At 70.1% G+C, this 18,890-nt stretch carries 22 protein-coding genes; 6 read left to right on the forward strand and 16 right to left on the reverse strand.

The features are described from left to right. Positions 1-214: 214 nt before the first annotated feature. Positions 215-481: a hypothetical protein gene (locus G3576_RS19020; RefSeq protein ID WP_164696021.1), complete on the forward strand. Its 267-nt coding sequence runs from the start codon at positions 215-217 to the stop codon at positions 479-481. A 6-nt stretch (positions 482-487) separates the two neighbouring features. Here the strand turns inward: G3576_RS19020 and G3576_RS19025 are convergent, their stop codons facing one another. Then, positions 488-874 (reverse strand): Zn-ribbon domain-containing OB-fold protein, encoded by a 387-nt coding sequence (locus tag G3576_RS19025; protein WP_164696022.1) that lies wholly within the window; start codon positions 872-874, stop codon positions 488-490. Positions 875-879: 5 nt separating this feature from the next. Then, the gene (locus tag G3576_RS19030; RefSeq protein ID WP_164696023.1) at positions 880-2,052 is read right to left on the reverse strand and encodes a thiolase domain-containing protein; all 1,173 of its coding nucleotides are present in this window, start codon (positions 2,050-2,052) and stop codon (positions 880-882) included. A 122-nt stretch (positions 2,053-2,174) separates the two neighbouring features. Here G3576_RS19030 and fahA point away from each other — a divergent pair, with 122 nt between their 5' ends. From fahA to G3576_RS19050, 4 genes are read left to right on the forward strand one after another with little or no spacing between them, the layout of a single operon-like run. Beyond that, positions 2,175-3,479 carry a fumarylacetoacetase gene (gene fahA, locus G3576_RS19035; RefSeq protein ID WP_164696024.1) on the forward strand — a complete coding sequence of 435 codons (1,305 nt, stop codon included), beginning with the start codon at positions 2,175-2,177 and terminating at the stop codon, positions 3,477-3,479. A 53-nt stretch (positions 3,480-3,532) separates the two neighbouring features. Next, positions 3,533-4,504, forward strand: coding sequence for a hydroxymethylglutaryl-CoA lyase (locus tag G3576_RS19040; protein ID WP_164696025.1), 972 nt, complete (start codon positions 3,533-3,535; stop codon positions 4,502-4,504). After that, positions 4,504-5,466 carry a Bug family tripartite tricarboxylate transporter substrate binding protein gene (locus G3576_RS19045; protein WP_164696026.1) on the forward strand — a complete coding sequence of 321 codons (963 nt, stop codon included), beginning with the start codon at positions 4,504-4,506 and terminating at the stop codon, positions 5,464-5,466. Before G3576_RS19040 ends, G3576_RS19045 begins: the two co-directional genes overlap by 1 nt. After that, complete coding sequence (locus G3576_RS19050) at positions 5,463-6,590, forward strand: CaiB/BaiF CoA transferase family protein (protein WP_164696027.1); 1,128 nt, start codon at positions 5,463-5,465, stop codon at positions 6,588-6,590. Before G3576_RS19045 ends, G3576_RS19050 begins: the two co-directional genes overlap by 4 nt. Here G3576_RS19050 and G3576_RS19055 read toward each other — a convergent pair. The 9 genes from G3576_RS19055 to G3576_RS19095 form a co-directional block, all read right to left on the reverse strand. Next, entirely contained in the window at positions 6,580-6,894 is a 315-nt protein-coding gene (locus tag G3576_RS19055; protein WP_164695989.1) for a hypothetical protein, read from the reverse strand. The two genes, G3576_RS19050 and G3576_RS19055, sit on opposite strands and share 11 nt — an antisense overlap. Then, complete coding sequence (locus G3576_RS19060; protein WP_164696028.1) at positions 6,894-7,880, reverse strand: phosphotransferase family protein; 987 nt, start codon at positions 7,878-7,880, stop codon at positions 6,894-6,896. The genes G3576_RS19055 and G3576_RS19060 overlap by 1 nt, the downstream gene beginning before the upstream one ends. Next, positions 7,873-9,078, reverse strand: coding sequence for an acyl-CoA dehydrogenase family protein (locus G3576_RS19065; RefSeq protein ID WP_164696029.1), 1,206 nt, complete (start codon positions 9,076-9,078; stop codon positions 7,873-7,875). Before G3576_RS19065 ends, G3576_RS19060 begins: the two co-directional genes overlap by 8 nt. A gap of 14 nt (positions 9,079-9,092) precedes the next feature. Continuing rightward, on the reverse strand, positions 9,093-9,875 hold the full coding sequence (locus G3576_RS19070; RefSeq protein WP_164696030.1) for an SDR family NAD(P)-dependent oxidoreductase: 783 nt from the start codon (positions 9,873-9,875) through the stop codon (positions 9,093-9,095). A 53-nt stretch (positions 9,876-9,928) separates the two neighbouring features. Beyond that, entirely contained in the window at positions 9,929-10,297 is a 369-nt protein-coding gene (locus tag G3576_RS19075; RefSeq protein WP_164696031.1) for a response regulator, read from the reverse strand. Between the two features lie 8 nt (positions 10,298-10,305). Next, positions 10,306-11,841 carry a sensor histidine kinase gene (locus tag G3576_RS19080; RefSeq protein WP_164696032.1) on the reverse strand — a complete coding sequence of 512 codons (1,536 nt, stop codon included), beginning with the start codon at positions 11,839-11,841 and terminating at the stop codon, positions 10,306-10,308. A gap of 192 nt (positions 11,842-12,033) precedes the next feature. Then, positions 12,034-12,411 (reverse strand): oxalurate catabolism protein HpxZ, encoded by a 378-nt coding sequence (gene hpxZ / locus G3576_RS19085; RefSeq protein WP_164696033.1) that lies wholly within the window; start codon positions 12,409-12,411, stop codon positions 12,034-12,036. Then, on the reverse strand, positions 12,411-13,814 hold the full coding sequence (locus tag G3576_RS19090) for an AtzE family amidohydrolase (protein WP_164696034.1): 1,404 nt from the start codon (positions 13,812-13,814) through the stop codon (positions 12,411-12,413). The genes hpxZ and G3576_RS19090 overlap by 1 nt, the downstream gene beginning before the upstream one ends. Beyond that, entirely contained in the window at positions 13,811-13,993 is a 183-nt protein-coding gene (locus tag G3576_RS19095) for a DUF4089 domain-containing protein (protein ID WP_164696035.1), read from the reverse strand. The genes G3576_RS19090 and G3576_RS19095 overlap by 4 nt, the downstream gene beginning before the upstream one ends. A 119-nt stretch (positions 13,994-14,112) precedes the next feature. Here G3576_RS19095 and G3576_RS19100 point away from each other — a divergent pair, with 119 nt between their 5' ends. Beyond that, on the forward strand, positions 14,113-14,958 hold the full coding sequence (locus tag G3576_RS19100) for a universal stress protein (RefSeq protein ID WP_164696036.1): 846 nt from the start codon (positions 14,113-14,115) through the stop codon (positions 14,956-14,958). Here G3576_RS19100 and G3576_RS19105 read toward each other — a convergent pair. Genes G3576_RS19105 through G3576_RS19125 form a run of 5 tightly spaced genes read right to left on the reverse strand, consistent with a single transcriptional unit; the run spans position 14,955 to position 18,831 of the window. Further along, positions 14,955-15,863 (reverse strand): DUF6282 family protein, encoded by a 909-nt coding sequence (locus G3576_RS19105; protein WP_164696037.1) that lies wholly within the window; start codon positions 15,861-15,863, stop codon positions 14,955-14,957. The two genes, G3576_RS19100 and G3576_RS19105, sit on opposite strands and share 4 nt — an antisense overlap. Then, the gene (locus G3576_RS19110) at positions 15,863-16,564 is read right to left on the reverse strand and encodes an amino acid ABC transporter permease (RefSeq protein ID WP_164696038.1); all 702 of its coding nucleotides are present in this window, start codon (positions 16,562-16,564) and stop codon (positions 15,863-15,865) included. The genes G3576_RS19105 and G3576_RS19110 overlap by 1 nt, the downstream gene beginning before the upstream one ends. A 2-nt stretch (positions 16,565-16,566) precedes the next feature. Then, entirely contained in the window at positions 16,567-17,241 is a 675-nt protein-coding gene (locus G3576_RS19115; RefSeq protein WP_164696039.1) for an amino acid ABC transporter permease, read from the reverse strand. Between the two features lies 1 nt (position 17,242). Next, a complete protein-coding gene (locus G3576_RS19120) occupies positions 17,243-18,067 on the reverse strand; it encodes a transporter substrate-binding domain-containing protein (RefSeq protein WP_164696040.1) in 825 nt (274 codons plus the stop codon). A gap of 23 nt (positions 18,068-18,090) precedes the next feature. Beyond that, on the reverse strand, positions 18,091-18,831 hold the full coding sequence (locus G3576_RS19125) for an amino acid ABC transporter ATP-binding protein (RefSeq protein WP_164696041.1): 741 nt from the start codon (positions 18,829-18,831) through the stop codon (positions 18,091-18,093). Between the last annotated feature and the right edge of the window lie 59 nt (positions 18,832-18,890).

Below are 18,890 nucleotides of genomic sequence, written 5' to 3' on the forward strand. Positions count from 1 at the left end.
GGTTCATGCTGCTGGCGCTGCTCGCCCTCGGGGCCTGCACCGCGGAGCAGATCGGGCGCACTGCCCAGAACGCCTGCCGTGCAAATCCGGCGTCCTGCACGGACAGCACAGCGCTGCAAGCAACCCGCACCCCGGGTCTGTAACCCCCACAGGCGTGATGCGACCACGCCGCCGCTGATGCGTTGCGTGACCTCCATGGCCTGGGGGTGGCGTGATGTATTGGGTGGTGGTGGGGCTGATGACGGCTGCGTCCTGGTATCGCAGCGATGGTCATCACATCCGCAACCGTGCGGCCGTCGCGGCGCTGAGCCTGCTTGGCGCCCTGCTGCTGGGGATGCCGGTGGTGCTCGCCATGGTGCTGGCCGCTGCCACCTGGATCTGGGCGATGATCCCGATGCAATGGCCACGCGCGAGCGCCGCCGCGGGGATCGCGGCGGGCATCGGCTTCATGGGCTGGGCGCTGGACGTCTCGCTGTTCTGATCCCGCTCAGGCCAGCGTGAAGCAGGGCACCGGCGCGCCTTCGCCCTCGGTCGCCTTGAAGACCAGCCTCACCTTCGCGCCGATGCGGACCTCCGCCAGGTCGCAATCCACGATGTTGGTGAAGAGCCGCGGGCCCTCCGCCAGTTCCACATAGGCCGCGCAGGTCGGGCCGCCGGCGCGGAGGATGGTGTAGCTGTACACCGTGCCCTGCCCGCTCGCCTCGACCAGATCGACATTCGGCGACAGCGTGAAGGGCGAGACGCCGCGCGGATACCAGAAGTGCTTGCCGGTGTCCTTGCACAGGCCGATCAGCAGCCGCCCCTGACGGGCGGCGTCCCAGACGGCCTGGCTGGTGGGGTCCGCGACGGGGGCGGCGAAGAGCTTCTCGCTCATGATGGTCACTCCCGTTCCAGGATGAGGGTTGCGCTGCCGTGGCGGTGGCCGAGCAGCCCGCCCGTGCCATGCGCCAGCGCCAGGGTGCAGCCCGGCACCTGCACCGCCGGGTGCGCTTCGCCGCGCAATTGCCGCACCGCCTCGATCACCTTGGTCATGCCGCCGCGATTGGCGGGGTGGTTGTTGCAGAGCCCGCCGCCATCCGTGTTGAAGGGCAGCCTGCCGACGCCGCTGATCAGGTTGCCGTCGCTGACGAATTTTCCACCCTCGCCCTTGGCGCAGAAGCCGAGGTCCTCCAGCTGCATCAGCACGGTGATGGTGAAGCTGTCATAGATGCTGGCGTATTGGATGTCGGCGGGCGTGACGCCGGCCTCGCCGAAGGCGCGCGCGCCGGTCAACTGCGCGCCACTGCTCGTCAGGTCCCGGTAGCCGCCGAATTCGCCCTGCGCCGTCTCCCCGGTGCCGCGCACCGTGACCACGGGTCGCTTCAGGCTGCGCGCGATCTCCGGCCGCGCCACGATCAGCGCGCCGCCACCATCGCTGATGACGCAGCAATCCAGCCGATGCAGCGGGTCCGACACCATCGGCGAATTCACCACATCCTCCACCGTCACCACCTTCTTCAGCATGGCGTGGGGGTTGTGCTGGGCGTGGTGGCTGGCGGCGACCTTGATCCAGGCCAGCTGTTCGCTGGTGGTGCCGTAGTCGTGCATGTGCCGCATGGCGCAGAGCGCGTAGCTGGTGCCCGTCGTCTTGGTGAAGGGCACCTCGAACTGGTCGTCCGGCACGTTCGGGTTCTGCGCCCGCGCGCCGGTGCCGACGGCCTGGCCCTCGCTGCGCGGCCGCCCGGCCAGCGTCACCAGCACGACATTGGCGCGACCGAGCTTGATGGCCGCCGCGGCATGCGCGACATGGGCGATGTAGGAGCAGCCGCCGAGATCGGTGCTGTCCGCATAGCGCAGCCGGTCGAGGCCCATGTAGTCGATCATCGACAGCGGCCCGAGCCCCGGCGCATCGCCGGCGCAGACATAGCCGTCGATATCGTCCTTCGAGAGGCCCGCATCCTGCAGCGCGCCCCAGGCGACCTCCGCATGCAGCTGCGCGACGGATTTGTCCTCCGCCTTGCGGGTGGGGTGTTCATAGGCGCCGACGATGCAGGCGCTGCCGCGGAGGCTCATGGCGGGGATCCGGACGCTGTTGGGGCGCACCGTGGCAAGGGATGGCGCGGCGGGCAAGACGGGCGGTCTTCACGGGATGGCCGGGCTGTGCTGCCCTTCACGGGATTGGATGGGGAACGACCATGGCACTCGACGACACGCATGATCCGGCACGGCGGTCCTTCGTGGACAGCGCCAATGGCCACGCCGATTTCCCCATCCAGAACCTGCCCTTGGGCGTCTTCTCACCCCCCGGTGGCACGCCGCGCGCCGGCGTCGCGATCGGCGACATGATCCTGGACCTGGAAGCGGCGGCGGCGGCGGGGCTGTTCTGCGAGGAAGCGGCCGCGGCAGCCCGCGCCGCGACGGGCGGCGCGCTGAACGCGATGCTGGCGCTGGGCACCGGGCCCCGCAGCGCGCTGCGGGCGCAGCTCTCGACGCTGCTGGAAGCGGGATCGCGGTTCGAGGCGCAGGTGACGCCGATGCTGCACGCCGCGGCGGATTGCACGATGCACCTGCCCGCGCGCATCGGCGACTACACGGATTTCTTCGCGGGCATCCAGCACGCCATGAATGCCGGCGCCATGTTCCGGCCCGACAATCCGCTGCTGCCGAACTACAAATACGTCCCCATCGGCTATCACGGCCGCGCTTCCTCCGTCGTGCCCTCCGGCCATCCGGTGCGGCGGCCGAACGGCCAGCGGAAGCCGGCGAGCGAGACGGTGCCGAGCGTCGGCCCCTCCCGCAATCTCGACTACGAACTCGAACTCGGCATCTGGATCGGCCCGGGCAACAGGCTGGGCGAGCCGATCCCGATCGGCCAGGCCGGCGACCACATCGCGGGCTTCTGCCTGCTGAACGACTGGTCGGCGCGGGACATCCAGGGCTGGGAATACCAGCCGCTGGGGCCGTTCCTGGCGAAGAGCTTCTGCTCGACCATCAGCCCCTGGATCATCACGCCGGAGGCCATGGCGCCCTTCCGCGTGCCGCAGGCGAAGCGGCCGGAGGGTGATCCCGCGCCGCTCCCGTATCTCTGGGACGAGGCCGACCAGGCAGGCGGCGCCATGGCGCTGGAGCTGGAAGTGCTGCTGATGACGCCGGGCCTGGGGGCGAAGGGGCTGGCCCCGCACCGCCTCGGCCTGTCGGATGCCCGCGCGCTCTACTGGACGCCCGCGCAGTTGGTCGCGCACCACGCCAGCGGCGGCTGCAACCTCAACCCCGGTGACCTCTGCGGCACCGGCACCATCTCCACCACGGAGGTCTCGGGCTACGGATCCCTGCTGGAGATCACCAAGGGCGGGCGGGAGCCGCTGACGCTGGAATCGGGCGAGACGCGCCGCTTCCTGGAGGATGGCGATACCGTGACGCTGCTGGCCCGCGCCAGCCGCGAAGGATTCGTGGGCATCGGCTTCGGGGCCTGCAGCGGAACCATCCTGCCGGCGCCTTGAACCCCGCGCCGAACGGCGCGACGATACCGGCCAGTAGCACGGAGGAAATGGCCATGGCTGACCGGCCGAAGCGCGTGGAGTTCCGCGAGGAAGGGCCACGCGAGGGCTTCCAGATCGAGAAGACCATCTTCCCCCTGGAACAGCGCGTCCAGCTGGTGGAAGCGCTGGCCGAGACCGGCCTGCACCACATCCAGGTCGCGAGCTTCGTCAGCCCGAAGCACGTCCCCCAGATGGCGGACAGCGAGGCCTTCTTCGCCGCCATCCGCAAGAAGCAAGGCGTCCACTACGCCGGCCTCTGGCTGAACGAGCAGGGTTTCCACCGCGCCAAGGCCACGCCCGGCGTCGATCTCTCCGGCAAGATCTCGCTCTATGCGTCGAACGCCTTCGCGCAGAAGAACAATGGCTGCACGGCGCAGGAGATGGCGGAGCGCCAGCGGCGCTGGCTGGAGCTGTATGACGAGGCCGGCATCAAGCCCGACTTCGCCATCATCATGGCCGCCTTCGGCTGCAACTACGAGGGCGAGATCCCGCCTGACCGCGTGGTCGGCATGGCGAAGTTTGCCCACAGCATCTGCGCCGAACGCGGCCACAAGCTGCCGGCGGTATTCCTGGCGGACACGATGGGCTGGGGCAATCCGGACCAGACGCGCCGCCTGGTGGGCATGGTGCGCGATGCGCTGCCGGATGTGCGGATCGGCCTGCACCTGCACGACACGCGCGGCATCGGCACGGCGAACGTCATGGCCGCGCTCGACATGGGTGTCGATTTCTTCGACAGCAGCGTGGCGGGGCTGGGCGGCTGCCCCTTCGCGGCCCATGGCGATGCCGGTGCGGCCGGCAATGTCTGCACGGAGGATCTGGTCTTCCTCTGCCACGAACTCGGCATCGAGACCGGCATCGACCTGGAGGCGCTGGTGGAATGCGCGCGCATGGCGGAGCGCATCATCGGCCGCCGCCTCAATGGCCGCGTGATGCATGCAGGCAGCCTCGCGAAGTACCGCGCGCCGAAGCGGGAGGCCGCGTGATGATCGCGCGCCGCTCGCTGCTGGCGCTGCCGCTGCTGGCCGCCGCGCCCACCCTGGCGCAGGAACGCTACCCGTCGCGCCCCATCCGCCTCATCGTCCCCTTCGCCGCCGGCGCCGCCACCGACCTCCGCGCGCGCATCTTCGCGGAGCGCATGGCGCAGGATTGGGGGCAGCCCGTGGTGGTGGACAATCGCGGCGGTGCCAATGGCTTCATCGCGGCGGAGGCCGTGGCGCGCGCCCGCGGCGATGGCTACACGCTGCTCTTCACCTCCAACACCACGCATGGATCGAACCCCGCGCTGTTCCGCCGGCTGCCCTATGATCCGATCAAGGATTTCGAGCCGGTGGCGCTGCTCGGCGTCTCCACCATGCTGGTCGTGGTGAACAACGAGACGGGCATCCGCAGCATCGCCGACCTCATCGCCTATGGGCGCGCGAATCCGGGCAAGCTCAGCTTCGGCAGCGGCAGCCAGTCCAGCCGCATGGCGGGCGAGATGTTCAAGGCGATGACGCGCATCGAGATGGAGAACGTCTCCTACCGCGCCAATCCGCAGGCCATGACCGACGTCATCTCCGGCACGCTGCCGCTGATGTTCTGCGACACCACCACCGCGATCCCGCAGGTGCGGGAAGGCCGCGTCCGCGCCCTGGCCGTCACCGCGGGCAGCCGCATCTCGGCGATGCCGGAGCTGCCGACGGTGGCGGAGGCCGGCAATTTGCCGGGCTACGAACTCGGCACCTGGACGGCGGTGTACGCGACTGCCGGCACGCCGCGGGAGATCGTGGAGCAGTTGAACGCGAAGCTGCGGGAGATCCTGGCCCTCCCCGCCGTCGCCGAACGCCTGCGCGCCGATGCCACGGAACCGCTGACCGGAAGCCCCGACCACCTCCGCGACTTCACACTCGCGGAAATCGAGAAATGGACGCGCGTCGCGCGCCAGGCGGGGATCCAGCCGGAGTGAGCGCGCCCCTTCACGGCATCAAGGTCATCGAGATCGGCCAAGTCCTGTCCGGCCCCTTCGCCGGTGCCATCCTCGCCGATCTCGGCGCGGACGTGATCAAGGTGGAGAAGCCGGAGGGCGGCGACGATGCCCGCCAGATGGGCGTCGCCTTCCGCCACGGGGACGCCTTCAATTTTCACGAATTCAACCGCGGCAAGCGGAGCATCGCGCTGGATTTGAAGTCGGAAGCGGGGATGGCGGCGCTGCATGCGCTGCTCGCCGAAGCCGACATCCTCGTCCACAACATGCGCCCCGGCGTGCCGGAGGCGCTGGGCCTCGACCCCTACGCCACCACCGCGCGGCATCCGCGGCTGATCTACTGCAACATGGGCGCCTTCGGCCATAAGGGACCGCTGAAGGACCGCCCGGGCTATGAGCCGCTGCTGCAGGCCTTCGCCGGCCTCAACAGCATCACCGGCGAACCGGATGGCCCGCCCGTGCGCATGGGCGCCTCCGTCGTCGATCAGGGCACGGGGATGTGGACCGTGATCGGCGCGCTGTCGGCGCTGCAACAGCGTGCGCGGACGGGGCGCGGCTGCGTGGTGAACACATCCCTGTTCGAGACGGCCTTCCTCTGGGCCGGGCAGAAGGTCGGTGCCTATGTGAACCAGGGCAAGCTGCCGGAGCGCCATGCCAGCGGCCATCCCGGCTTCGTGCCCTATGAATCCTTCGACGCCGCCGACGGCCCCCTGCTGGTGTGCTGCGGCAATGACCGCCTGTTCCGCAAATTCGCGGCGGAACTTGGCCATCCCGAATGGCCGGAGGATCCGCGCTTCGCGACCAACCGCCTGCGCCTGGCGAACAAGGCCGAATGCCTGGCGCTGGTGCGCGATGCCATGCGCCAGCGGCCGCGCGCGGAGTGGCTGGAGCGGCTGGTCGCCGCCGGCGTGCCCTGCGCGCCGATCAACACCATTCCGGAGATGCTGGAGGAGCCGCAGGCCAAGGCCATCGGCATGCTGGTCACGCCACCCGGCGAGGATTTCTCCGTCACCGCCCTGCCCGTCTCCTTCGATGGCGAACGCCCTCAGCCGAAGGCGGGCGCGCCGCGGCTGGACGGCCACAAGGGCGCGCGGTTCAGCCCGTAGCGCCCAGCGCCTTCGGCGCGCTCACCGCCGCCCGCGCGCGGGCATGGTCCCGCAGCAGCGTGGCGGTGGCGGCATGCGTTGGCGTGCCTGGGTCATGCGCGCCCGCGCGGATCTCGGCAGCCAGCGCGGCGAGGTCCGGCATCGCCGGCACCACCGCTGCCCGCTCCCGCAGCGCCAGCGCGATCGCGGCGGCCACCATCCGCGCCGCCATAGCCTTCTCCGGCGGCAGCGCAGGCAGCAATTCGTTCAGCACCACGTCGCGTGCGGTCGCCAGCAGGTCGGCGCCGTCCGGCTTCTCCAGCATCACAGCGCCTCCGTCATCGCCAGCACGTCCAGTTCCAGCTCCGGCACGATGTGCCCCGTCAGCGCCAGTTCCAGGCTGCGTTCCTGGCCGGAGAGGTGCCGCGCCGCCTGGTCGGCCGCGATGACGGCCCAACGGATCGTCGCCATCAGCTCCCACCACGGCATGCGCGCGCGGTCGATGCGCGTGCCGGCCTCGCTCTCATAACCCGCATAGAATGCCTCCCGCGCCCCGATGCCACCGGCTTCGCGAGCATGCGCGCCGAAGCGCCAGCACTTGGCGCAGAACCAGCCGAGATCGGCATGGGGATCGCCCCAGGCCGCGAATTCCCAGTCCAGCACGGCGGCAACGCGCGCGCCGTCGATCATCACGTTGCCGGTGCGGAAGTCGTGATGGCAGAGCACGGGTGCCACCGGCGGCGGCGCCGTGCGTTCCAGCGCGCGCAGCCCCCATTCCAGCACCGGCCGCGGCGTGCCGGCCTCATCCAGCCGCGCCCGCATCGCCGCGATCATCGCCCGCGCCGCATCGGCCGGCGGATCGCCCAGGAACGTCAGGTCGGCGCGCGGCGGGCGAATGCGATGGATGCGCGCCAACTCGCGACCCAGCGCGGCCACCACCTCATCGCCGTGAGGCGCCGCCTGCTTCACGACGCGATGCGCGGCAGCAATGCCCTCCACGCGGCCCATGACGAAGAAGGGCCGCCCGATCACGCCCATGTCCTCGCAGAGGAAGATCGGCTCCGCCACCGTCACCCCCGCCTCCCGCGCCGCACGCAGCAGCGCGAATTCCGCGGCGCGGGGCAGCGACACGGCCAGCACGGCCGGCGCATCCGTGCGCAGCACCCAGCGCCGCGCGCCTTCGGCCGTCTCCACATCCAGCGCCCAGTTCTGCTGGATCGCACCGCCCGACAGCCGCGTCAGCGCGGTGATGCGCAGCGCCTCATCGCCGGTGGCGCGCCTCAGCCAGCCGCAAAGCGCCGCCTCATCCATGCGCGCCCCACTCGAAGAAGTCGCGCCCCTCGCGCCGCAGGAAATTCGCCAGCACCATGCGGTGCACCTCGCTCGCGCCATCCACCAGGCGCGCCTGGCGGGCGTAGCGGTACATCCACTCCACCACCGTGTCCTTGGAATAGCCGCGCGCGCCGAGCAGTTGCAGCGACGTGTCCACGGCCTTGTGCAGCGCATCGGCCACGACGATCTTCGCCATGGAGACCTCCTTCCGCGCGAAGCCGCCCTGGTCCAGCACCCAGGCCGCCTTCATCGTCAGCAGCCGCCCGATCTCCAGCTCCATCGCCGCCTGGCCGACCAGGCCCTGCACGCTTTCCCGGTCGATCAGCTTCTGGCCGAAGCTCTGCCGTTCCGCGATGCGCGCCATCGCGATCTCCAGCGCCCGGCGCCCCATGCCGAGCCAGCGCATGCAATGCGTGAGGCGCGCGGGGCCCAAGCGGATCTGCGTCACCTTCAGCCCGTCGCCCACGCCCATCAGCAGGTTCTCGTCGGGAATCTCCAGGCCATCGAAGCGAAGTTCGCAATGCCCGCCATGCTCCTCCGGCCCCATGATCGGGATGCGGCGCACGATCTCCCAGCCCGGCTGGTCCGCATGGAACAGGAAGCAGGTCAGGCCCTTGCGGTCGTCATCGCTGGTGCGGGCAATCAGCAGGAAGTGCTTCGCCTCGCCGGCGCCGGTGATGTAGTGCTTGCGCCCCGTGATGCGCCAGCGGTCGTTGCCGACGCGCTCGGCCTTCGTGTAGGTCAGGCCGGGATCGCTGCCGCAGCCATCGGGCTCCGTCATCGCAAAGGCGGATTGCACGGCGCCATCGACGATGGGTTGCAGCCAGCGCGTCTTCTGCGCCTCCGTCGCCACCTTCTCCAGCACCTGCATGTTGCCGTCATCGGGCGCCGCGCTGTTGAAGACGACGGGGCCGAAGATGGAGCGGTTCATCTCCTCGTAGCACGCCGCCATGCCGACCTTGCTGAGCCCCCCGCCGCCGCGATGCTTCGGCATCTGCAGCGCCCAGAGGCCCTGCGCCTTGGCCTCCGCCCGCATGCGCTTCAGCACATCCGGGTGGATGTTCTCATGCTCGTCGTAGTTGGCGCGGTCGGCCTCCAGCGGGATCAGCCGCTCATCCACGAAGGCGCGGACGCGCTGCTGCACTTCGACAATGTCGGGCGGCAGGCGGAAATCCATTGCGGGTGCTCCAGTCAGAGGCTGTTGACGGAATGGCCGCCATCGATGGTGACGACGCTGCCGGTCATGTGGGCGCCGGCCTCGCTGGCCAGCAGCAGCAGCGGCCCGGTCAGGTCATCGACCTGGCCCAGGCGCCGCTGCGGGATGCGCTTCACCATGGCCTGGCCGGCCTCGCTGGCGAAGAAGTCGCGGTTGATCTCGGTGGCGATGTAGCCGGGCGCGATCGCGTTCACGCGGATACGGTGGCGCGCCAGTTCCACCGCCATCTGCCGCGTCAGATGCACCAGCGCGGCCTTGGCGGCGGAATAGCCGGCGACACCGGGGATCACGCGCTCCGCCAGGATGGAGGCGATGTTGACGATGCTGCCGGGCTTCTGCGCGGCCACCATCCGCTGCGCCACCGCCTGCCCCACCGCGAAGGCGCCGCGGAGGTCCACCGCCATCACCTGGTCCCAGTCTTCCGCCGTGTGGTCCAGGAAAGGCCGCGTCGCCGCGATGCCGGCATTGTTCACCAGGATGTCGACCGGTCCGAAGGCGCGTTCCGTGGCCGACAGCGCATCGGCAATGGAGGCGGCCTCCGTCACGTCAAGCGCGACCGCCCGCGCGCCCTGCCCCAGCTCCTCCGCCAGGCCGCGCAGGCTGGCGGGCTTCCGCGCGCCCATCGCGACGCAGGCCCCCGCCCCATGCAGGACACGAACGAAATGCCGGCCGAGCACACCGGATGCGCCCGTCACCAGCGCCACCCGTCCGGCCAGGGAGAATGCCGCGAAGGGCGATCCCGGCCCGTGATCCGCCATGTGCTACCTCCCCGCCCCTGCCCCGCTGGCTTCGCATCCACCGGGCGGCGCGGTCAACCGGGCAGCAGGCGCCGCAACTCCGCCAGGACCGCATCCATGTCGAGCGGCTTGGAGAAGAGGCTCACCGGCGCCTCCCCCTCCCGCCGGAAGGCATCCTGCCCGCCCGCCGGCGCATAGCCCGTCATGACCACGACCGGCAGGTCCGGCCTCGCCGCGCGCAGCGCGCGGATCAGGCCGGCGCCATCCAGCCGGGGCATCCGGAGGTCCGTCAGCAGCAGGTCCGGCGGCTGGCGCGCCGCCAGTTCCATCGCCGCCTGGCCATCCGGGGCCAGCACCACCTCATAGCCATGGGAGAGGAGTTCATCCTCGATCGCCATGGCGGCGAGCCCTTCATCCTCCGCCACGAGTATGCGGTGCGCCATGGAGGCCATCAGCAGGCGACGGCCAGGGGCATCAGCCCCTGGGCGGTGGGCTCGGACAGGACCAGGGTCATGGTGAAGCAGGCGCCCCCCTCCGGCGGGTTGGACACGGCGATGCCACCGCCCATCCCGCGTGCCACCGCCGCGGCCAGGGACAGGCCGAGCCCGCTGCCATGGCCCGGATCCTTGGTGGTGAAGAAGGGATCGAAGATGGATTGGCGCAAGGCGTCCGGCACACCCGGTCCGCTGTCCCGCACCTCGATCACCACGCGCCCTCCCTGCTCGCGCAGCGCGACGCCGATGCGCGCGGGGGCGGCCGGGTCCGTGGCCCGGGCTTCCAGCACCGCGTCCCGTGCGTTGGAGAGCAGGTGCAGCACGGCCTCTTCCAGCCTGGCGGGGCTGCCGGTCACGGGCAGCGGACCCGATGGCGCGGTGAAGGACAGGGCGATGTCATCCGGCGCATATTGTCCATCCGCGATCCGCACGGCGGCGCGCGCCACCCGGGCAGCGTCGAAGGTCTCGGCCTCGCCCGTTTCCGTCGCCAGGCCGCGGATGCGGCTCACCAGGTCGCCTGCCCGGCGCAACTGGCTGTCGATGACGTTCAGCGCCGCCATCAGCCGCGCCCCCTGTTCGGTCATGAGCCCCGTGGCCGCGTTGCGGGCGTGGCGCAGCCAGAGCGCGGCCGCGTTCAGCGGCTGGCTCGTCTCATGCGCCAGCCCGGCGCACATGGTGCCGATGGTCGCGAGCCGCGCGGATTCGACGATGCCGGCCTGCAGCCGCCGCGTTTCCGTCACGTCCCGCGCGCTGCCCAGCAGCCGGTCCACCTCGCCCGCCGCATTGCGCATCGGCACCAGCACGGTCTGCCACAGGCGATGGCCATGCGGCGTCTCGGCCTCCACCTCGTAGCGCTGGACCTCCCCGGTCGCGACGGCGCGCTGCCAGTTGGGCAGCACGCGTTCCGTGACTCCGGGGATGAAGCCCGTCTGCGCGTCCTTTCCCACGACCTGCGACGCCGGCAGGCCGAACAGCCTTTCATAGGCGGGATTCACGGTTTCCGTGACGAAGCGGGTACCGCCCTGGTCCACCCGCAGGACGAACAGCGCCTCCGCCAGGTTGGCGATGAAGGCGGCGGTCCGCGCCTCGCTGTCCAGCGCGCGGCGCTCCGCCAGGCGGCGCTCCTCCACCTCCCGCGCCAGGGCCGCCGGGCTCGGCAGGGCCAGCAGGCGGGGCAGCAGGGGCCAGAGGGTGATGGCGGTGGCGATCGACACCGCGGCGCAGAAGGCCTTGATCAGCCCTTCCAACAGCGGATTCGGGTAGAACATGGCCCAGGCATGGGCGAAATGCGTGGCGCCGCAGGCGATGATGAACAGCGCGAAAAGGCCGAAGATCCAGGGATAGGCCAGGTCCCGCCGCCGCAGCGCGAAGACGACCAGCGCCGCCGGGATGGAGAAATAGGCAAGCCCCGTCCCGATATCGGACAGCAGATGCAGCCAGGCCAGGTCAGGCTCCAGCAGCATGCAGACGCCGGGGGGCGCGAGGTTCGGCATGATACTGCTCAAGGGGCCGGACTCTCGAGGATGGGTGGGCGTGGAGTTCTTCCACCCCCCTCCATATCAGCACAGGACGCCCCCTGCCCCCCGCCAAGGCTGAATTGAGGCGCCGCATCACGCTCGATTGAACGGAACGACCGTGCCCCATCGACATTGCGCGCGATGATCCAGCCTTCCGCGCCAATCGCCTCAGGCTTCGGCAGGCATCAGGGAGACGTGGGCGGCAACCACGCGCCACCCCTCCGGCATCCGCACCCAGGTCTGGCTCTGCCGGCCGAGCCGACCATTGCGCGAAAAGGTCGTATTCGCGGTGGCGAAGTCCCGGCCATGGGTGGTGATCACGGTCCGCACCAGATCCCGCGCCAAGCCGACCGAGGGGCGGGATGCGCGGAAGGCCATGATCTCCTCATAGCCATGCAGGATCTCGGTCGCGCCGTAGCGGATGGTGCGCGGGTCGTTCCAGAACAGCTCGTCCAGCACCGCCACGTCATTCGTCACCAGCGCGACCTCGTAGCGCTGGAAGGCGGCGGTGACCTCGGCCACGACCTCCGGGATGTCGATCTCCATCAGGCATTCTCCTTCACATGCTGGGCAGCGACGGGGGGACAGCCGGCGAGCCCGGCCTCGACCAGGGCGGCGGCGGCGCGGAACAGCAGATCCTCCCGCCAGGGGGCGGCGACGAGTTGCACCCCGACAGGCAGGGAGGCACCGGCGCGGGCGGGATCAGCCAGCGGCACGGCCATGGCCGGCAGGCCGATGGCCGAGAAGGGCTGGGTATAGACGCCGAGATGCGGCCGCGCCGGCACGGTCGCGCCATCCACCTCGATCATCGCCGTGCCGATGGGCGGCGCGACATAGGGCAGCAGCGGCGCCACCAGCACGTCGCATGCCTCGAAGATGCGCGACGCGGCGCGTGCCCAGGCCGCGCGGACACGCTGGGCCTGGGTGATCCAGTGCGCGGGCAGCAGGGCACCGGCCAGGAAGCGGTCGCGGGTCAGCGGGTCGAAGTCGTCCGCCCGGAGGCGGAGGTTCGGCAGGTGCAGGTTCGCCCCCTCCGCCAGCGTCACCAGCAGCGCGGCGGCCCGCCCCTCCGCCACGAGGTCGGGTGCAATGCGGGTGGTGGCACCGAGCGCCTGCGCCGCCAGCGCGACCGGCGCCAGCGCCTCCGGCTGCCCGCCGCGCTCGAAATACCCGGCCGCGATGCCGATGCGGAGGCCGCCCAGTCCCGCCAGGCCGCTGACCGGCTCGAACTCCCGCGGCACCTGGGCGGGATCGGCCGGGTCCTCCCCCTGCATCGCCTCATAGACCAGGGCCAGGTCGTCAAGGCTGCGGGCGAAGGGGCCGACATGGTCGAAGCTGCCGGCAAAGAGATGCGCGCCGCGCCGGGACAACCGCCCATAGGTCGGCTTCAGCCCCCAGATGCCGCAGAGCCCGGCCGGCACGCGGATGGAGCCATTGGTGTCGCTGCCGATGGCGATCGGCACGAGCCCCGCCGCCACGGCGGCCGCGGAACCGCCGGAGGAACCGCCCGCGATGCGCGCCGGGTCATGCGGGTTGCGCGTCGGCCCCTCATGGCTGTTCTCGGTCGAGAAGCCGAAGGCGAATTCATCCATGTTGGTGGCGCCGACCACCACCGCCCCGGCGGCGCGCAGCAGCTGCACCGCGAAGGCATCCTGCGCGGCCGCCGGGGCGTCCCGCCGGATCTTCGACCCCGCCAGCGTCCGCAGCCCTTCGAGGTCGAAGAGGTTCTTCACCGCCAGCGGCACGCCGGCGAGCGGCCCGGGATCGCGCCCCGCGGCGATGGCGGCATCCACCGCCGCCGCCTCCGCCCGCGCACGATCGGCGGTGACGGCGGTAAAGCAGTTGAGCGCGCCGTCGCGCGCGGCGATGTCGGCCAGCGCCGCCTCGACCACGGCGGAGGCGGTGGTGCGACGGGCGCGGATGGCGGCGACGGTGGCGGCGATGCTCATGGCCGGAACACCGGCGCGGCCTCATCCGCTTCCGTCAGCGGCACACGCTCGATCAGCGCGGCCGCCGCGGCGGCGACCTTCAGACCCGCGATCACGCCAGGCATCTGGTGCGGCGCGATGGGCAGGCCGATGAGCGCGGCGGTGGCGCGGGCATGGGCCTCGATCTCTGCATCACTCATGCGCCGGCTCCAGGCAAGGGACGTGCCGCACGCGTGATGGCGCGCCGCTTGATGCCGATCAAGGCCCGAAGCCACGCCCGCGCGCAACCTGCCTGCGTGATGGGCGAAGGAGCCGTGACGTGGCATTCAAGGACGTGCTGGTGCATCTCGATGGCTCGGACCGGGCGATGGCGCGGCTGGACTACGCCGCGGGCCTGGCGGCCCGGCACGGCGCGCATCTGGTCGGGCTGCATGCGGTGGAAGGGGGCCTCCCGGCGGGATTGACCTCCGACATGGGCGGAGCCTCGCTCGGCATCCTGCTGGCGCAGCTGCGCGATACGGCAGAGGCCGATGCGAAGCGCATGCGCCAGGCCTTCGAGGACCGTGTCCGTCGCGACGGGCTGCGTGGGGAGTGGCGCGAATCGATGGACATGCCGCCGGAAGCCGTGGCCCTGCATGCGCGCTACGCGGATCTGGCCGTGCTGGGCCAGCCGGAGCCTGGCGGCGCGCTGGCCTCCATCAACGAGATGATCCTGGAATCGGTCCTGTTCACCGCCGGCCGGCCCGTGCTGATGCTGCCCTATGTCGGGCAGTTCACGCCGACGCCGCAGACGGTGCTGGTCGGCTGGAATGCGAGCAAGGAGGCCGCGCGCGCGGTGCATGACGCGCTGCCGATGATGCAGGCAGCGACGCAGGTGCGGGTGCTGGCCGTCAACCCCCGGCTCGGCATCGGTGGCCATGGCGATGTGCCGGCCGCCGACATCGCGCTGCACCTGGCGCGGCACGGCGTGGCGGCGACGGCCCAGCACGCGACGGCCAACGAGATCCGCGAATCCGACGTGCTGCTGAACAGCGCCGCCGACCTCGGCGCCGAATTGCTGGTGATGGGCGCCTATGGCCATTCCCGGCTGCGGGAGATGGTGCTGGGCGGCGTCACGCGCGGCATCCTGGGCCGCATGACGCTGCCCGTGCTGCTCTCACACTAGTCGATGCCGAACAGCGCCGCGGGGTTGGTGGAGGTCATCCGCCGCAGCTCCGCGTCGCTGAACCCCTCGCTCTGCACGAGGAGAAGGTATTCGCGGAAGGCCTCGGCCGGCGGCGGCAGAAGGAAGACGCCGGCGTCGGAAGACAGGATGCAGCGATCCCCCGCGGCGCGGATGCGCGGCGCGAAATCCTGGATGGTGCTGGCGGAGGAGATCTTGTGCTTCTCCTCATCCACATGCGTCAGCCCGACCTGCGTCGCGTGGGTCAGGATGAAGAAGCTGAGCTCCACATAGCCGCCCAGCGCCACGATCGCCTTGATCTGGTCCGTCGTGTAGCGCGACCCATGGGTGCGGATGCGCGTGACGCCACGCTTCTTCGCTTCTTCCGCCAGCGCCACCGCTTCCCGCCCGGAGACATGGCCGCAATCGAAGACGACATCCTTCTCCGCACAGAGATCCATGATGGCGCGGACGACGTCGGGGACGACGTTGTTCTCCGGCACCTGGAAGGTGGTCTCCAGGAAGGCGGGGCTGCGGCCCTCCCGTTCCGCGATGTAGCGGGTGTGGTGCGTGGGCAGGGAGACGAAGCGCGCGCCGGTGCCCGGGCCGTAGCCATAGCCGATGGCGGCCTTCGCGACTTCCAGCGTCACGCCGCCCGCGGTCGGCTGCATGATGACGCCGCCGAAGGCATGGCAGCCGAGATGGCCGAGTTCGTCATTGGCGAGCGCGGCGAAGCCGGAGGTGTTCTGGAAGTTGCACATGATGCCGATGGCCTTCATGCCCGCGGCCGCAGCCTGGCGCACGGCCTCGAACACATTGACGCTGCGGCCATTCAGGTGCGGCGCGCAATGCACGTGGCAATCGATGGCGCCCTTCAGCAGGTGGGAGCCGGGCGGGACGTAGGGCATCAGGGCATTCCTTGTCGAACAGGGCGGGTGGCGAGGCGACGTTCCAGCCGCTCTCCCACATGCTTGGTGGGCCAGCAGATCAGGAAATACAGCAGCAGGATGGTGCCGAAGCAGAGCAGCGCGGAGAAGCCCCGCGTGTTCAGGATCTTCGCGGCGTAGGTCAGTTCCATCACGCCGATCTGGCTGGCGATGGAGGTCGACTTGATGAAGCCGACGGTGTAGCCGAAGAGCGGCGGCAGCACGACGCGCCAGGATTGCGGCAGCACGATCGTCCAGAGCACGCGCCAGCGCCCGAAATTCATCGCCTCCGCCGCGTCCCATTGCGGCGCGGGGATGGATTCGAGCCCCGCCCGCGCAATCTCCGCCGCGAAGGCCGCGGCCGACAGCACCACGGTGACGAGCGCCATGGTGAACAGGCTGACCTGCGCGCCGCTGAGCTGGAAGGCGAAGAAGACGCACATCAGCTTCACAAGGAAGGGGATGCGCCGGAACAGCTCCACATAGGTCGTCGCCAGGATGCGCAGCGGCAGCACGCCGAACAGCCGCGGATGCCGGCAGATCGCGAAGAGGAAGCCGAAGGCGAAGCCGATGGTGGCGCCAAGCCAGGAGAGGAGCAGCGTGTTGACCAGCGCCTCGCCCAGGAACATCAGGTTCCAGTAGCCGAAGAAGCGGGGGGCTTCCTCCGTGATCTGCGCCCACATCGTCAGATCACCTTCGCCTGGACGCGGAACAGCCAGCGGCCGATCAGCGCCAGCGCCAGGCTGCAGACCAGCGTCAGCGCGATGTAGATGACGGCCGTGATGGAGAAGACTTCGAGCGAGCGGAAGGTCAGGCTGTTGACGTTGTAGGCACGGCCGGTCAGTTCCTCCACCGCGAAGATGGCGGCGATGGAGGTCGTCATCACCTGGATGATGAACTGGTTCGCCAGCGGCGGATACAGCGCCTTCGCGATGTGCGGCACGATCACGTACCAGACCATCTGGGGCAGCGAGAACCCCATCGCCGTCGCCGCATCGATCTCCGCCCGGCGGAGGGAAGCGAAGCCGGCGCGCTGGATTTCCGTCAGGTAGGCGCCGGCGTTCAGCGACATGCCGATGGCGACGGCCGCATAGGGCGAGAGCAGGATGCCCGCCTCCGGCAGCACGAAGAAGATGAAGAAGACCTGCACCAGCAGCGGCGTGTTGATGAAGAAGGTGACATAGCCCTGCACGAACCATCGCGCGCCGCGTGGGCCGTAGGAGAGGATGGTCGCGTTGAACAACCCGATCACCCAGCCCACGACGAAGGAAATCGCCGCGAGCTGCAGCGTCAGCCAGGCCCCGGCCAGCAGATAGGGTATGTGGCCGGTGACCTGCGAATAGATGAGCGAATAGCTCATCTCAGAAGAACGGGCTGTGCGGCACCTTGGTCAGCATCGGCCCGTCGAACCACTTCTCCCACAGCCGCTCGATCGTGCCGTCATTGTGCAACTCATACAGCGCGATGTTCAGCCAGTTGCGGAGCGAGTGGTTGTTCTTCGCGACGCCGAGGCCCGAATAGGTCACGCCGAATTCCGGCACTGCCGTCACGTCCCACTGCACCTGGTTGAAGGGCCGGAGCGCGAAACGGACGGCATCGACGCCATCGAAGCTCGCCTGCGCGCGCCCCTGGGCGATGGCGCGGTTGCGGTCGGGATAGTTGTCGAGCAGCAGCACCTGCGCGCGCGGGATGACGCGGGCGATGTAGGGAATGGCGGTGGTGCCGCGCACCTGCGCCAGCGTGACCTCCGGCCGGTTCAACGCCTCGAGGGTCGTGAGCCCCCGCCCTGCGACGGAAAGGATACCGTAATTCTCGGAATGCACGGGCACGGTGTAGTCGATGATCTTGGCGCGCTCGCTGGTGCGGCTCATGGCGCCCATCACGAAGTCGATGCGGCCGGAGGCCACCATCGGGATGCGATCCGGCGATCCCACCGCCTGCAGCGCGAGGCGCACGCCGAGCTTCTGCGCGATGGCCGCCGCCAACTCGGGCTCGAAGCCGTCGATCTGGTTGCGTTCGTTGAACAGCGCCCGCGGCGGCAGCGTCGGGTTCACGCCGACGCGCAGTTCCTGGGATCGCAACACATCCTCGAGCGGCCGCGCGGAGGCGGCTGTCGGGGTGACGAGCGCGGCGCCGGCGGCAGCCGCGGCGGCGCCCCCGACGAAGAGGCGACGACGATCGGTCATGCAGGCTCTCCCGGTTGGCGGCGTCAGTGCCGCAGGATCTTGGCAGTGAACTCCTTCAGGCGTGGGCTCTGGGGGGCGTCGAAGATCTGCGCCGGCGGACCGACTTCGACGACGCGCCCTTGGTCCATGAAGACGACGGTGGTCGCGACCTCCCGGATGAAGGCCATCTCATGGCTGACGATCAGCATCGTCATGCCATCCGCGTGCAGGGCGCGGATCGTATCCAGCACCTCGTTCACCAGTTCGGGGTCGAGCGCGCTGGTCACCTCGTCCAGCAGCAGGATGTCGGGATGCAGGGCCAGCGCGCGGGCGATCGCCACGCGCTGCTGCTGCCCGCCCGACAACTCATCCGGATAGGCGTTGAACTTCGCGCCGAGCCCGACCTTGGTCAGCAGCGCGCGCGCCTCCTCCTCCACCTGTGCGGAGGGGCGCTTCTTCACCAGGGTCGGCGCGATGGCGACGTTGCGCAGCGCCGTCATGTTCTGGAACAGGTTGTATTGCTGGAAGACGATGGCGAAGCGGTCGCGCGCCGCGCGCAGGCTGGCGCGGCTGCCGTAATCCACCACCTCGTCGCCGATCGTCACCTTCCCCGCGCGCGGCTTCAGCAGCCCGACCAGCGCGCGCAGCAGCGAGGATTTGCCCGAACCCGAGGGCCCGATCAGCCCCACCACCTCGCCCTTCGCGAAGCGCAGCGAGACGTCGCTCAGCACATCCGCCTTGCCGCCATAGCTGGCGGTCAGCCCATCAAGCGCGAGGAAGGCCAAGCCCGCACTCCCAACCCGGTTCCGTTGCGGGGGAGTGTCCTTGGCGGATCGCACCGGCG

Origin of the sequence: Falsiroseomonas algicola (assembly GCF_011040385.1) — a bacterium.
GTDB lineage: Bacteria > Pseudomonadota > Alphaproteobacteria > Acetobacterales > Acetobacteraceae > Falsiroseomonas > Falsiroseomonas algicola.

Bases quoted from the DNA above. Each gene is read 5' to 3' on its own strand.
- G3576_RS19020 (WP_164696021.1), top strand. From the start codon at position 215: ATGTATTGGGTGGTGGTGGGGCTGATGACGGCTGCGTCCTGGTATCGC.
- G3576_RS19025 (WP_164696022.1), bottom strand. From the start codon at position 874: ATGAGCGAGAAGCTCTTCGCCGCCCCCGTCGCGGACCCCACCAGCCAG.
- G3576_RS19030 (WP_164696023.1), bottom strand. From the start codon at position 2,052: ATGAGCCTCCGCGGCAGCGCCTGCATCGTCGGCGCCTATGAACACCCC.
- fahA (WP_164696024.1), top strand. From the start codon at position 2,175: ATGGCACTCGACGACACGCATGATCCGGCACGGCGGTCCTTCGTGGAC.
- G3576_RS19040 (WP_164696025.1), top strand. From the start codon at position 3,533: ATGGCTGACCGGCCGAAGCGCGTGGAGTTCCGCGAGGAAGGGCCACGC.
- G3576_RS19045 (WP_164696026.1), top strand. From the start codon at position 4,504: ATGATCGCGCGCCGCTCGCTGCTGGCGCTGCCGCTGCTGGCCGCCGCG.
- G3576_RS19055 (WP_164695989.1), bottom strand. From the start codon at position 6,894: ATGCTGGAGAAGCCGGACGGCGCCGACCTGCTGGCGACCGCACGCGAC.
- G3576_RS19060 (WP_164696028.1), bottom strand. From the start codon at position 7,880: ATGGATGAGGCGGCGCTTTGCGGCTGGCTGAGGCGCGCCACCGGCGAT.
- G3576_RS19065 (WP_164696029.1), bottom strand. From the start codon at position 9,078: ATGGATTTCCGCCTGCCGCCCGACATTGTCGAAGTGCAGCAGCGCGTC.
- G3576_RS19070 (WP_164696030.1), bottom strand. From the start codon at position 9,875: ATGGCGGATCACGGGCCGGGATCGCCCTTCGCGGCATTCTCCCTGGCC.
- G3576_RS19075 (WP_164696031.1), bottom strand. From the start codon at position 10,297: ATGGCGCACCGCATACTCGTGGCGGAGGATGAAGGGCTCGCCGCCATG.
- G3576_RS19080 (WP_164696032.1), bottom strand. From the start codon at position 11,841: ATGCCGAACCTCGCGCCCCCCGGCGTCTGCATGCTGCTGGAGCCTGAC.
- hpxZ (WP_164696033.1), bottom strand. From the start codon at position 12,411: ATGGAGATCGACATCCCGGAGGTCGTGGCCGAGGTCACCGCCGCCTTC.
- G3576_RS19090 (WP_164696034.1), bottom strand. From the start codon at position 13,814: ATGAGCATCGCCGCCACCGTCGCCGCCATCCGCGCCCGTCGCACCACC.
- G3576_RS19095 (WP_164696035.1), bottom strand. From the start codon at position 13,993: ATGAGTGATGCAGAGATCGAGGCCCATGCCCGCGCCACCGCCGCGCTC.
- G3576_RS19105 (WP_164696037.1), bottom strand. From the start codon at position 15,863: ATGCCCTACGTCCCGCCCGGCTCCCACCTGCTGAAGGGCGCCATCGAT.
- G3576_RS19110 (WP_164696038.1), bottom strand. From the start codon at position 16,564: ATGTGGGCGCAGATCACGGAGGAAGCCCCCCGCTTCTTCGGCTACTGG.
- G3576_RS19115 (WP_164696039.1), bottom strand. From the start codon at position 17,241: ATGAGCTATTCGCTCATCTATTCGCAGGTCACCGGCCACATACCCTAT.
- G3576_RS19120 (WP_164696040.1), bottom strand. From the start codon at position 18,067: ATGACCGATCGTCGTCGCCTCTTCGTCGGGGGCGCCGCCGCGGCTGCC.